The following is a 12,973-nucleotide window of genomic DNA, read 5'->3' as shown; positions in this document are numbered from 1 at the left end:
TAAATCGGCGTCTGGAAGAACATGACAAAGACGTTACCCGGTTCCGTCGGACCCGCACACCAAGTTTTTCGCCGTCCTGGCGTCGGCCGGGCCTTCGGCGAGCGCCCGGGGCCAGCCGTTTCCTTCCGGGAATCTCAGCACCGCCAGCACCCGCCGGAGGTCGCCGCCCGCCCGGGGCAGGTCCAGATGGGCGTTACTGGGCCGCCGCGGGCATTGTCAGTGGTCGCGAGCACACTGACGGCATGAGAGATCATCTCACTTGCGCCCCGCCGTTACGGCCAGCCTCGCTGCGGAACGTCTGCGCAGCGAGGCGTCGTTCGCGGCGCTGTGCGCGGTCAGCCCACCCTAGTGCGACCGACGACTCCGTGACACAGCTGGGAACTGATCACCGGGCTACGGAGTCCGTCATAGTGTGAACGGCCGGGATGCCAGTGAAGTGGTGGGGAAGTTGTGACGAACAGCAGCGGTAGCAATCCGTCGGCAGCGGGTCCGGGCACGTCTGCGCCGGGGCAGCCGCGCTGGGCCTGGTGGGTCGTAGGCATCGTCGTGCCCGTCGTTGGCATCGCAGCCACGGTGTTCGTCAGCAACCGGCACAGCTCTGCTGACGACTCGAAGCCACCTGCCGTCGCGGGGGCACCGTCTGCCACGCATGATCAAGCCAAGCCAGCCGCATCAGCGGATCCGGCCAGCCCGGAGAACACGGCGTCCCGCGCCATGTTCGGTCCACACGACATTCAGTTCCGGACCAGCGCCTACGGGGTTGACATCGACTTCGACACGCGCAAGCCGCTTGTTGCGGATGACCTCAAGGGCGCCGACTTGTCGGCCGTCACTGATGGAAGCGGGACGGCTGGTTCCACCAACTTCCATGGCGGCCCCCGGCTCGCGGCGATCATCGCGCCGATTTCGGGAAGTGATGCTGATCCAACCGAGGCGCAGTGCGCGGAGGTGTTGCGGAGCAACGGCGACCCCATGCTGCAGGACCCGCCTCAGGATGCGCAGTTCTGTGTTCAGACCACCGAGGGGCGTATTGCGTTCGTGCGTGTCGTGTCGGCCGCACCGGGTGGGCACACCATGAGGCTCACAGCGACGGTTTGGGACCTCGCCACCTAGGACTTGTCCGGCCGATCACCGGGCCTGCGTAGTTCTGGACGCGCGCTGCAGCGGATGTCATGATCACGCTGTCGTCGGGTGTGGGCCCGGTACGCAGGGGAGAAACCGTGAAGCTGTACCTCGCCGTGCCTCTTGTCCTGTTGGCGTTGCTCATCGCTACCTCCGGCGTTGCGGCGGTTACCAGCGGCTGGGTGCTTCCCATGAACCGGCGCCATGTACGCGCCCCGCGGATCTACGGCTGGGGTCAGCTGATGGTGGCCTTCGCGCTGTGCTGGCAGCTGGTTTTCGGGTTGATGATCAGCGATTCCGAGGTCCGGCCGTTGGGAACGCTGATCGGCGCCGCGATTCTCCTTGCCGGTCTCATCGTCATGATGGTGAGTCAGCTCGCCGGTGGTAACCGGAAGGGCGGCGGCACACCGTAAACCCTGTCCAAGGGGTCATGTTCGGAGCCAGATGACGAGGGCAGCTGCTGTGGCGGTGCCAAGGAAGACGTAGCCGCGCTTGTCATAACGGGTGGCGACGGCCCGGGACTGCTTCAGCCTGTTGATCGCTCGTTCGACGGTGTTGCGCTTCTTGTACCGCTCTTCGTCGAAACCGGGTGGTCGTCCGCCGCGTGGGCCTTTGCGCAGGCGGGCGGCCTGGCTATCGGACTTCTCCGGGATCGTATGCCGGATGCCCCGGCGTCGCAGGTACTCGCGGCACGGGCCGGGTCAGCGCCATCGGAACCATCGATCCTGAGGATTCGGTCAAGCAGCTACCGCCCTGCTCAAGTTCTTCCGGTCGACCCTCTCGTGATCCGGCCGCTCGCGCGGAATGCGGCAGCCATCGCGCTGATCGTCGCCGCGGATCAGTACGTGGTCACCGAAGCGGTGGCGGCGTCGTCCTGGAAGGCTCCGTGGTATCGCTACTCCTTCAACTTCATCAGCGACCTGGGGGTGCCCTCCTGCGGGGGCGAGGTCGACGGCCGGACCGTCTGCTCGCCGCTCCACGCGGTCATGAACACCGGCTTCGTGGTGCAGGGCGTGTTGTTCGTAGTGGCGGCTGTTCTGCTGTTCCGCATGGTGCCGGGCCGACTGCGATGGGTGTATCTGGCGCTGGCGGTGGTGCACGGCGCCGGCATCACGCTGGTAGGGCTGTTACACGGCTCGCCGGAGGCGGCCGCGGACGGGTCGATGGCCTGGCACATCCTGGGCGCGATGATGGCGATCTTCGGGGGCAATCTGGCCTCGATCGTGGTGTCCGTCTTCCCACGCGAAAGCGCTGACCGGCACCATCCGCCGCCACCTGATCAACATCCCCGCCCGGATCGCCACCGGCGCCCGCCGCATCACTCTCCACCTGCCCCAACGCTGGCGCTGGGAACACGACTTCGCCGACCTGTGGACCGCAACCGGTCAGCGCATGGTCACCTGAACCAGCCGCTCAACCTGACCGCCCACGACCCGAAAGATCTCGGAGACCCCGCCCGGACGGCCACCCGGCGACTCGCGCTGCCTCGGACCGGAGAAGTCACCGGAAAACCGGCCGAAAAGGATCACCGGAGTTCACGCGGTGGATCGAGGGTGACTGCTCAGGTGCTTGATTACGTGTGAGCGGGCGGCAGCCAGACGTTTCCAGCGAAGAGGTCGCTCAGGACGGTCATGGCGTTGAGGCCGTGCTTGCGGGCTGTGGACAGGTAGGAGCGCACCAGCAGCCATCGGTTGGCGCCGTCGAGGGTGCGCCAGCCACCGGAGACCTTCATCTGGACCTTCGCCATGCGGATGTCCTGCTCGGCCTGGTTGTTGGTGAAGGGCACCGTCAGGTCGTGCAGGAAGCGCAGGATGTCCTCGCGGCGGCGGACCAGGCGGTCGAGGAGTTGCCGGGCGAAGGTCTTCTTCACTGTCGGTGGCGGGTCGGGATTGGCGGAGCCTCCGACCCGGACCGCCCGGTCGAACTGTGCTTCCAGAGCGGCGACTTCTTCGCTGGTCAGTGCGTCTCGCCCGGCCTCGCGGCCGCATGCGCGGCCTCGTTGGCGGCGGTGAGGGCGTCGATGGCGGCTTTCGCCCATCGCTGGCCGGTGGGGTCGCCATGGTGGACGCCGTCCAGGTCGCGCAGGATATGCGCGTTGCACAGCGCGCCGGCGGTTCCGTAGCCGAGATGTACGCAACCGCTTCCAGAAGATGCACGCTACTGTTCCCAGCATTTGACATCTCCACCGAAGATGGCCGCGGCGCTGGCAACGGTTCCCGGATGGCCGGCCCAATATCCTGCGCGAAGTATGGACTGGAGGTTCCGGTCGGCGGAGGCCCAACACTAATGATCACCGGAGTCACCAGGGAGCCCGCAGCATGACCGGCACCACGGAGGCCCTTAGCGGGTCGGCTGCAGTCGACAATGCGGCACGAAGTGTCACGCGCCCGTTCTACGTATACGCCGTGCTCTCCAACTCGCTGTTCCAGCGCGGCGTATTCGTCATCTTCCTTTATCAGCGCGGCTTCTCCGCCGCGCAAGTGGCCCTACTGCAGACACTGCTCTACCTGGTCAGCGGACTTGCGGAGTTGCCGACGGGAGTCATCGCCGACCGAATCGGCAGGCGTGCCAGCATCGTGATCGGCCAGATGCTGATAGCTGGATGTCTGCTCGGCCAGGGGACGTTCTCCAACTACTGGGTGTTCCTGGCGCTGTTCATCGGGCAGGGCGTGGGCATGGCATGTGTGTCCGGCTCGGACACCGCCCTGCTGTACGACCTGCTCGTGCGTCGTGGTGCAACGGCCAACTACGTCAAGATCAAGTCCCGGTTCACCATGCTCGGGACGGTCACCTCGGGAGCCGCCATCGTCCTCGGCGGCCAACTGCAGCAGATCTCCTGGGGAGTCGTCTACGTCGGTTCGGCGGCGTGCCTCGCCCTAGCCGTGGTGGTGCTGATGTCACGGGTGCCCGAGATCCGCGGCGCGGACGCGGTGGACGAGCAGGACGGAGCCGAGGAGCACGGCGACGCCACAGCATGGCGGGCGATGCTTCGGGTCGCCACGCCGGCGCTCGTGACGCTTGTCGTGGTGTCCGGATTGATGCATGCGACTTTGACGCCGTACATCATCTTTGCGCAGAAGACCCTCTCCGATCAGGGAGCGGGCACCGCATTGGTCAGCGTGGTCATATCGGCGGGATTCTTCGCTGGCGGGCTCACTCCGCTGCTGTCGGACCGCGCGGACCGGCGCATCGGGTATCGGGTCATAGTCCCGGTGTCCCTCCTGACGCTCGCCGCGGCACTCGGCCTGAGCGGCCTCGGCCTTGTCTGGGTCACCATCGCCGCGTTCCTGGCCCTGGTCGGGATTCCCGAGATCACCGCCGTGATCGTGGACAACGTGTTCAACGAGGCCGTGCCGTCGCGCCACCGGGCAAGCCTGCTGTCGATGATCGCATTCGTGGAGTCGGCGCTCATCGGCATCGGCTATCTCGTCCTCGGCGCGCTCATGGACGGGCTGGGCTCCAGTGTGGGCATGGCCACCTACGCCGCGGTCCCCCTGCTGGCATGTCTCCTGTGGCTCACGGTGCTCTTCCGAGGGGCACGGGTGACCTGAGGTTGATCCCCAGGGGTGGACACCGGGTTTCACGCGACGAGTGACAGCGTACGTGACGTGATCAATTGCTGTTCGTATTCGGCTGGCGTGAGGTAGCCGAGGGCGGAGTGGCGGCGGCGCCGGTTGTAGTACGACAGCCACCTGAACAGCTCCAGCCGTGTCTGCGCCTTCGAGGCCCAGCGCCTTCCGTGCAGCAACTCGCGCTTGAGGCCCTGGAAGAACGATTCGGCGAGGGCGTTGTCATAACTTGAGCCGACGCGGCCCATGCTGCGGCGGATGCCGTGCCGACGGCAGACCTCGGCGAAGGCGGCCGATCCATATTGCGCGCCCCTGTCCGTGTGAAAGACGACGCCGTGGACCAGGCCGCCGCGGGCGGCCACGGCCATCTCGATCGCGTCGGTGACCAGCGAGGTGCGCATGTGGTCCGCGATCGACCAGCCGATCACGCGCCGCGAGCAGATGTCGATGACAGTGGCGAGATACAGCCAGGTCGAGCCGACGGCGACGTACGTTATGTTGTCGCCGCACCACTTGGTGTTGAGCATGTCCGCCGTGAAGTCACGCATCACCAGGTCCGGCACAGGCGGGGCCGTCTTGTCCTGAATGGTCGTGCGCTTCTTGCGCCGCAGGTGCCGTCCGACGATGCGGTTGATCCTCATCAGTCTGCTCACGCGCTTGCGGTTGATCTTTCTCCCGCGGGAGCGGAGTTCGGCATGGATGCGCGGGGCGCCATAGGCGCCCTGGTGGTCGGCATGGATCTGTCGGATCTCCGACACCGTTCGCTCTTCCTCAACGGCTCGCTCGGCGCGGGCGTCTGCAGTGGCCCGGTGCTGGTAGTAGCCGGAGCGGGAGACGCCCAGCACCCGGCAGATCCGCTTCACGCCGAAGGCGGCGCGATTCTCGGAGATGAAGTCCCAGCGGCGGGGGCTCACTTCACCTCCCGAGCGAAATAGGCGGCTGCCCGGCGCAGGATCTCGCGCTCCAGCTGCCACTCCTTCTCCGCCTTCCGCAGCCGGGCGTTCTGCGCACGCAACCGGGCCAGTTCCTCAGCCGGACTCCCGCCGGCCTCGCGGCGCTCGGGCAGTGCCTGGGACTCGTTTTCCTTGCGGACCCACGTCCGCAGCGACTCGGCGGTGATGCCGAGGTCCGCCGCCACCGCCGCGTATGTGCGCTTGCCGCCCGCGGCACGATAGAGCGCGACCGCGTCCTTCCTGAACTCCTCCGGATACGGAGACTTGCGTCCCACCTGGACATCCCTCCCTGGACCATCAAGATCCATTGTCAGGGTGTCCACTCCAAAGGATCAGCCTCAGCCACGTCATGGACCGCGATCCTGGACGCGGTCCGGCTCGGCCCGGCAGACGACGCGACCGCGATCACCGCCGGCCAGCTCCGAGGAGTCGTTGAACGGCTCATCACCGCGGGCCAGTGGCAGGCCGGGGACCCGGACATCGTGATCGTCAGCGATGCCGGCTACGACGTCACCCGCCTGGCCTGGGTCCTGCGCGACCTCCCCGTCGAGATGGTCGGCCGCGTCCGCTCCGACCGCGTCATGCGCCTGCCGAAGCCACCGCGGACGCACGGCGTCAACGGCCGGCCGCCCAAGCACGGCCCGGAATTCCGCTTCGCCAAGCCGGAGACCTGGCCCGAGCCCGCGATCACCACAGCCACCGACACCATCAATTACGGCAAGGCCGAAACCCAGGCATGGGACCGGGTCCACCCCCGGCTCACTCACCGCTCCTCCTGGCTCAACCACGAGGGTGAACTTCCCTTGGTGGAGGGAACGTTGATCCGTCTTAAGGTCGAGCACCTGTCGAAGGAACGCGATGCTCCGCCGGTGTGGTTATGGTCCTCGCAGACCGGTTCCGCCCCCGACGATGTGGACCGTTGCTGGCGGGCATTTCTCCGCCGCTTCGACCTGGAGCACACCTTCCGCTTCGCGAAGCAGACCCTGGGCTGGACCACACCGAAACTCCGCACTCCCGAGGCCGCGGACCGCTGGACCTGGATTCTGATCGTTGCCCACACCCAGCTCCGACTCGCCCGGCCGCTCGCCGAAGACCTCCGCCGGCCGTGGGAGAAACCCACCGCCGCCGACCGGCTCACCCCGGCCCGGGGCCGACGAGGGTTCAGGAACATCCGCGCTCACCTCGCCTGCCCGACCCGTGTTCCCAAACCCACAGGCACCGGGCCCGGACGGCCACCAGGCGCCAAGAACAAACACAGGGCACCCCGCTACGACGTCGGCAAGACCGTCAAACGCCCCGAGACCCTCAAGGCCATCGGCAAGCCTGGAAGGTCCTGGTAGATAAAGAACAAGCTAAGGAGGTGCGCCCAGTACGACCTACACGCGATCCGGCTCCGCGTTATCCGCGACTGGCAGACATGAGGCAGGACCGGCCCGCGATCTGTCACTGCGGGGATAGACAAGGGGTGCTGCCAGCCCGATCAGAGCCGGATTGGCAGTACCCTTTCCGCACCTGACAACTAATCAGAACGTGCGTCAAACGTGCGTCAAGATATCGCCCGTAACGCCCACAGGGCACATAACGCACACCACCCAAAACGGCAGGTCAGGAGCCCTTTGCGGCAGGCTCAAGGATGGCGACGCACTCCACGTGATGCGTCACAGCCCCTATGAGCGGGGCCCTGACTGTAACTGTCTGACCAGGTGGAAGACCTCCCGGGCCGCATAGCGCTTGAGGCAACGGACGATTTCGCGACGGGTCTTACCCTCTTTGATCCGGCGCTCGTAATAGTCCTGAGTGCGCGGGTCGACCCGCAGACGGGTGAACACGATGCGATGGAGCGCCGCATTGGCCTGACGGTCGCCACCACGGTTGAGGCGACGGTACTGCCGGCGTCCCGAGGAACGCTCGACAGGACTGACCCCGCACAGCGCAGCGAAGGACGCCTCACTGTCCAGGCGTTCCGGGTTGTCCCCCACCGTGATCAGCAAAGCTACCGCCGTGTCCGGACCGATCCCCACCACATCGAGCAGCTGCGGCGCATGACATTTGACGAGCCGGGCCAGACGAGCGTCGACATCCCGGATCTGCTCGGAGAGCTGGCCGATCCGGCAAGCCAGCAGACCCAGCGTGATCCGAGTGGCCTGCAGCACCGCCTCGTCACCGACCTCGTCATGACTGTTCGAGTCGGCGAACCGCGCACAGGTCCGGAAGAGTTCGGCATTGCCCAGGTGGGCCAGTTCTTCCCGCAAGGCGGGGTCAGCAGTAATGAGGACGGACTTGAGCTGGTTGATGGCCTGGTGCGGGCTTTGACGGCCGACGCCTTCGTGATTCTGTACATCCTGGCAATCTGCACCGGCCCATCGCCCGCTTTGGCCCGGGCGCGAACCCGCCCGCTCAACACGGCTCGCGCCGCGTTCTGGGCATCGAGCGGATCCGATTTGCCGCGCCGACGGCGATCCGCCCGGTCCATCCGATTCACGTCAAACACGTCCACGCCCTGGGCCAGCAGATAGCGGGGCAGGGACGCCCCGTAGGAGCCGGGCCTCCACCCCGGCCCGCCGTACGGCTCCCCATTTCCTGGCCCACTTCAGCAGATCGCGGTATCCCGCCGCGGTGGCCGGAAACTCGCTGGTAGCCAGCATCGTCCCCGTTACGGACAGCACCGCAGCCACATGGGCATCCCGGTGCGTGTCCACTCCCAACACCACCTCCCCCGCAGGGCGACGACGAGGGGGCTGCGGAGCAGGCGGCGTACTGGAGGCCATGGCCGATGTGCTGGACATGGTCGTACTGGACATGCCCGTTCCCCTTCCGGTCCGATGACGCATCGCGTTGCCGGTACCGGGCCACGTCGGGCGGTCAGAATCGTGAGGACGCCACAACGATCGGCAAGCCCCTATCGGGACACACCCCCACCGGCCCGGCACCGACAACGCACCATCCCCGGCCAACAGCCGACACTGTGAGACCGGGACACATCGGTCAGAGATGTCAGGAGTCAGGCCCGGACCCGGGACAGCACCCACCCATCCTCCCGCCCGTCACAGCAACCCCATCCAGAAACACAGAGCATGCTCAATCCCAGCTATTGGGGCATCCCAGATCTGAGAAGCCGTTGTCTTTCCGAGATTGGGGACTGCATTTTCGCTGGTCAGGCATAGGGGCGGCGGTTCCGTTGCAATGGTGACCTGTTGTGTCGTCGCTCCAGTGGCAGGAATGCCGTCGGTCGTGGGACTGCTGGAACAGCGCGAGTGCGCCGCTCGCCGTCGTGTGGACGAACTGCGGGAGGAGGCCGATCGGATCCAGACCGAGCTGTCCGTGGCCGAGCGCGATTGGAACGAGTGGGTCATCGCCTGCTCGCGTGTCGGCGAGGTACTGGCCCCAGGCGAGGGTGACGTCGCCGGTCCTGATGTCGCTGTGGACCTGCCGGATGGCGGTGAACAGCCGGTGCCCGCCGGGGCTTCGGAACCGGCGAAGTCGAAGTCGGTGGTGCCGATGTGGCGTGCGGGGCTGGCCCGGTCGGCGCTGTCGGTGGACTACCAACGCATCCTGCGCGTCCTTGCCGACCGCCACCGACTTGGTCAAGGTTCGCTTTCCTGCCAGGAGATGGCCGTCTGCTTCGGCCTGGAGGTGGTGCCGGCAAAGGTGGAAGCGTTGCGGTCGAAGGCGAAGCGGATGGTGGCCCGGGGGTGGCTGGTCGAGCCGGTGCCAGGTCGGTTCTCGCTCTCGCAGGCCGTGGCCGGACAAGGCGGGGCATTGTGAACGGCGACCGTCAGACCCGCAGGGTTTCTCCCTGAGGGTCGTAGCAGACGAGCCCGTGCTCGCGTGCCAGGGCAGCCACATACTCGGAGACTTCCTCCGCTCTGCTGTAGGACATGAGCAGATAGACGATCGGGCCCGAGGCCTCGCCCATGACGGGCGGTGACGCCCAGGGGCTGCCGGCGACATCATCTGGATACCGCTCGACGAGTGCCTCGACATAGGTCGCGATGCGCGGCGAGAGCTCGGCGATCGCGTCGTCAGAATCGAGGTAGCGCTCGTAAAGCTCGTCGAAGACCGCGCCGGCTTCGTCGCCGGGTGGCAGCTTTCCGTCCCACACGGCCAGGTCGTAGCTCATGTGCGAATGATCTCAGGTGCCCACCTGGCCTGGGCCAAAAGCCCCGGCGCCGGACCGGTTCACACTCGTGAGGGGCGTGGCCGGGCAAGGCGGCGGGTCATGAGCAGGGTCATCGACCAGTAGACCATCGCCTCGGCGCTGGCGGTGCGGCGCTCGAAGTCGCGCACCAGGCGGCGACTTTGCATCAGGTGGGCGAAGAACCGCTCGACGATCCACCGCTTGGGCAGGACCACGAAGCCGCGCATGTCGTCACTGCGTTTGACGACCGCGATGACCAGAGCAAGCGCGGTGAGACCGTACTCGATGAGGCTGCCGGTGTAGCCGCCATCAGCCCAGACCAGCTCCAACCGATGGTGCGCGGCGACGACCCGCGCGAGCAGGGTCTGCGCAGCCGCGCGGTCGCCGGTGTCCGCAGGGGTGACCTGCACCGCGAGCAGCAGGCCGAGGGTGTCAACGACGACGTGGCGCTTGCGGCCGTTGATCAGCTTTCCGCCGTCGAAACCGCGGCTGTCGGCGCCGACGACGGCGTCCGCCTTGACCGACTGGGAGTCGATCACGCCCGCGCTCGGCTCCGGATCCCGGCCCGCCTTTTCGCGGACCCTGCCCCGCAGCCGGTCGTGGAACTCGGTGACCAGGTCCTGGTCGCGCCAGCGGCGGAAGAAGGCGTAGACCCGGTCCCACGGCGGGAAATCGGACGGCATCGCCCGCCACTTGGTTCCGTTGTCGACCAGGTAGCGCACCGCGTCCAACATCGCCCGGTGGCAGTACGCCTCCGGCTGGCCGCCGCGTCCCTGCAGCCAGCCCGGCACCGGCAGCAGCGGACGGACCACGGCCCACTCCGCGTCCGTCATGTCACTGGGATAGCGCCGCTCGCGCGTGCCGTTGTCCGCGGCGTTCCCGAACCGGTGCGCGAGGCAGTCACACGACGGGGTGACCGAACTGGACCCGACTGACCCGAGGGCGTACAAATGCGACAACAGGGCCCCCTGGACAGCTTGTTGGCGTAGACACCCACCCAGCTACCAAGGGGCCCTGTTCTCCATGCCCGGCACTCGCCGCGATCACCCGGACGAGACCCCCGTTCGACCAACACCGCTCAAGATCGGAACGACAACAGCCACTGACACCGGCCGATCGTTGTGCGACCCATAGTCCGACATCTTCGTTCAGGTTGCTTCACCACCGGTGCGGCGCCTCTCGAAGGCTGCGGGACAGGGCACCGACGAGCTAGCGTTCGGGGCGAGTGAGTCGCCGAGCGGCGGCGCCGCCCGTTGTGCGCACTCGAGGAGGCGTTCGCAGACGCCGCAGCAGGATCGAGGAGCGGACGCTCGCCGCTCAGGAACGCTGAGGCCCCCTGCCAGCACCTGCCCGGCGGGGGCCTCAGTGACCCATCACGTGTCACGTTGCTGTCACCAACACCGTCGACGCACCTGGACCATGAAAGCCCCACCTGCATGAACAGCATCGATGTAGACCACGTGGACGCCTAAAGACGGTTCCTACGACATGTGCCAGGTGGTACCCAGTGAGGGACCCAAGATCAGGACAGGTGCGTCTTCTGGCCCGTCAAAGCGGTATTGCAGGGTGTTCATCGGTGTCTCGCTCACCCGTCAGACCCTCTCATCTGTCACGACAGCCCCTATGAGCGGGGTCCTGGCTGTAGCCATCTGACCAGGTGGAAGACCTCGCGGGCTGCCTCACGGCTCCCCACTTCCCACCCCGTCCGTCCGACCGGCCCGGGACGGCCGGATACAGTGCGCGCGACGGCAGCCTGGTTGCTCAAGGAGGGGAAGCGTGACCGACACCAGCGAAACCCGATCCGCCGACAGTGCAGCGCACGCGACTCAGCAGAGCCGACTGCACCGCCTGATGCGCCACCTCCCCCTGATCGCCCCCGTCCTGCTGTGGACCGTGCCCTGCTGGCTGCTGCTGCACACCGGCCAGCACTGGCCGCTCCCTGTCACGCTCGCCGGCACCGCCCTGTTCGCCCTCGGCCTGATCGGTATGCCGCTCGCGATGGTGCGCGGCCACGGCCGACGCCAGCAGGACTGGGCGGCGATCGTCGGAGACACCCTGCTGGGCACCATCTGGGTCCTGTTCACCTGGTCCGTCGTGCTCGGCGTCCCGCTGCGGCTCGCCCTGACCGTGACCGGCGTCGGCGACGGCCAGGACCGGGCCCGGATCGTCACCTGGGCGGTCCTCGGCGCAGCCACCGTGCTGCTCACCTGGGGGTACGCCGAGGCCCGCCGGGTACCACGGGTACGCCGCCTGGACGTGCAACTTCCGCGCCTGGGGGCCGGGTTGGACGGCACGCGCGTCGTCCTCATCACCGACACCCACTACGGCCCGCTCGACCGCGCCCGCTGGTCGGCACGGGTCTGCGAGACGGTCAACACTCTGCAGGCCGACCTGGTCTGCCACACCGGAGACATCGCGGACGGCACGGCCGAACGCCGCCGCGCCCAGGCCGCCCCACTCGGCACCGTGCAGGCCACCCGGGCCCGGGTCTACGTCACCGGCAACCACGAGTACTACAGCGAGGCCCAGGGCTGGGTCGACCTCATGGACGAGCTGGGCTGGGAACCGCTGCGCAACCGTCATCTGCTGCTCGAACGCGGTGGCGACACCCTTGTGGTCGCCGGCGTGGATGACGTCACCGCCGAATCCTCCGGCCTGGCCGGCCACCGCGCCCACCTCGCCGGAGCCCTGAACGGCGCCGACCCCGACCTGCCCGTCCTGCTCTTGGCCCACCAGCCCAAGTTCATCGACCGGGCCGCAGCAGGCGGCATCGACCTCCAACTCTCGGGCCACACCCACGGCGGCCAGATCTGGCCCTTCCACCACCTGGTCCGCATCGACCAGCCCGCCCTCGCCGGCCTCAGCCGCCACGGCACCCGCACCCTCCTCTACACCAGCCGCGGCACCGGCTTCTGGGGCCCGCCCTTCCGCGTCTTCGCCCCGAGCGAGATCACCCTGCTCGTACTCCGCTCCCCGCAGCGGCCTCCCACGCGATAGCACGGAGTGGGCCGACAATCCCTCATGGACCGGTTCACCGAGTCAGATCCTGCCTCGTCCTCCCTTGCGCGGACGCCGCCGGTCGGCCATTTCAACCCAGAACGCATCTCTGACCTTGCGCCGCCATCCGACGCGCACCGCCGTTGAAACCGCTGGACAACACAGACTGCGGCCAACCTTCCCGGTCAGAGCTC

Annotated in this window: 9 protein-coding genes and 5 pseudogenes; 8 read left to right on the top strand and 6 right to left on the bottom strand. The window is 67.3% G+C overall.

Annotation, left to right across the window (positions count from 1 at the left end; all coding sequences use genetic code 11):
- The first annotated feature begins 450 nt into the window (after positions 1–450).
- Positions 451–1,113 carry a hypothetical protein gene (locus tag ACX28W_RS39185; RefSeq protein ID WP_459004907.1) on the top strand — a complete coding sequence of 221 codons (663 nt, stop codon included), beginning with the start codon at positions 451–453 and terminating at the stop codon, positions 1,111–1,113.
- Between the two features lie 107 nt (positions 1,114–1,220).
- Positions 1,221–1,535, top strand: coding sequence for a hypothetical protein (locus ACX28W_RS39180; protein ID WP_459004906.1), 315 nt, complete (start codon positions 1,221–1,223; stop codon positions 1,533–1,535).
- A 15-nt stretch (positions 1,536–1,550) separates the two neighbouring features.
- Here ACX28W_RS39180 and ACX28W_RS39175 read toward each other — a convergent pair.
- Positions 1,551–1,811, bottom strand: a pseudogene (locus ACX28W_RS39175) (IS5/IS1182 family transposase); the annotation flags it as partial.
- Here ACX28W_RS39175 and ACX28W_RS39170 point away from each other — a divergent pair.
- Both ACX28W_RS39170 and ACX28W_RS39165 read left to right on the top strand, forming a co-directional pair.
- Positions 1,779–2,342: pseudogene (locus ACX28W_RS39170) on the top strand (DUF998 domain-containing protein); the annotation flags it as partial. The pseudogenes ACX28W_RS39175 and ACX28W_RS39170 sit on opposite strands and share 33 nt — an antisense overlap.
- Before the next feature lie 22 nt (positions 2,343–2,364).
- Positions 2,365–2,526, top strand: a pseudogene (locus tag ACX28W_RS39165) (IS1380 family transposase); the annotation flags it as partial.
- 169 nt (positions 2,527–2,695) lie between these two features.
- Here ACX28W_RS39165 and ACX28W_RS39160 read toward each other — a convergent pair.
- Complete coding sequence (locus tag ACX28W_RS39160) at positions 2,696–2,992, bottom strand: IS66 family transposase (RefSeq protein WP_459004905.1); 297 nt, start codon at positions 2,990–2,992, stop codon at positions 2,696–2,698.
- 448 nt (positions 2,993–3,440) lie between these two features.
- Between ACX28W_RS39160 and ACX28W_RS39155 the strand changes: the two genes are divergently transcribed.
- Complete coding sequence (locus tag ACX28W_RS39155) at positions 3,441–4,673, top strand: MFS transporter (RefSeq protein WP_459004904.1); 1,233 nt, start codon at positions 3,441–3,443, stop codon at positions 4,671–4,673.
- 29 nt (positions 4,674–4,702) lie between these two features.
- Here ACX28W_RS39155 and ACX28W_RS39150 read toward each other — a convergent pair.
- A protein-coding gene (locus ACX28W_RS39150; RefSeq protein WP_459004903.1) for an IS3 family transposase occupies positions 4,703–5,919 on the bottom strand; the annotation gives its coding sequence in 2 pieces (ribosomal slippage) (positions 4,703–5,670 and positions 5,670–5,919; 1,218 coding nt in all).
- Positions 5,920–5,985: 66 nt separating this feature from the next.
- On the opposite strand from ACX28W_RS39150, the pseudogene ACX28W_RS39145 reads away from it, so the two are divergent.
- Positions 5,986–6,984, top strand: a pseudogene (locus tag ACX28W_RS39145) (transposase); the annotation flags it as partial.
- 327 nt (positions 6,985–7,311) lie between these two features.
- On the opposite strand, the pseudogene ACX28W_RS39140 reads toward ACX28W_RS39145, so the two are convergent.
- A pseudogene (locus ACX28W_RS39140) lies at positions 7,312–8,412 on the bottom strand (IS110 family RNA-guided transposase).
- A gap of 451 nt (positions 8,413–8,863) precedes the next feature.
- Between ACX28W_RS39140 and ACX28W_RS39135 the strand changes: the two are divergent.
- Complete coding sequence (locus tag ACX28W_RS39135; protein ID WP_459004902.1) at positions 8,864–9,409, top strand: hypothetical protein; 546 nt, start codon at positions 8,864–8,866, stop codon at positions 9,407–9,409.
- A gap of 10 nt (positions 9,410–9,419) precedes the next feature.
- Here ACX28W_RS39135 and ACX28W_RS39130 read toward each other — a convergent pair whose 3' ends face one another.
- Positions 9,420–9,764 (bottom strand): hypothetical protein, encoded by a 345-nt coding sequence (locus ACX28W_RS39130; protein ID WP_459004901.1) that lies wholly within the window; start codon positions 9,762–9,764, stop codon positions 9,420–9,422.
- A 59-nt stretch (positions 9,765–9,823) separates the two neighbouring features.
- Positions 9,824–10,615, bottom strand: a complete 792-nt coding sequence (locus tag ACX28W_RS39125; protein WP_459004900.1) for an IS5 family transposase — start codon at positions 10,613–10,615, stop codon at positions 9,824–9,826.
- Between the two features lie 943 nt (positions 10,616–11,558).
- On the opposite strand from ACX28W_RS39125, the gene ACX28W_RS39120 reads away from it, so the two are divergent.
- Positions 11,559–12,779 (top strand): metallophosphoesterase, encoded by a 1,221-nt coding sequence (locus tag ACX28W_RS39120; RefSeq protein ID WP_459004899.1) that lies wholly within the window; start codon positions 11,559–11,561, stop codon positions 12,777–12,779.
- Positions 12,780–12,973 lie beyond the last annotated feature (194 nt).

The organism is Streptomyces sp. SD15 (assembly GCF_054462255.1).
Note: the sequence above shows the minus strand (reverse complement) of the source record. Positions and strands in the feature narration are given on the sequence as shown.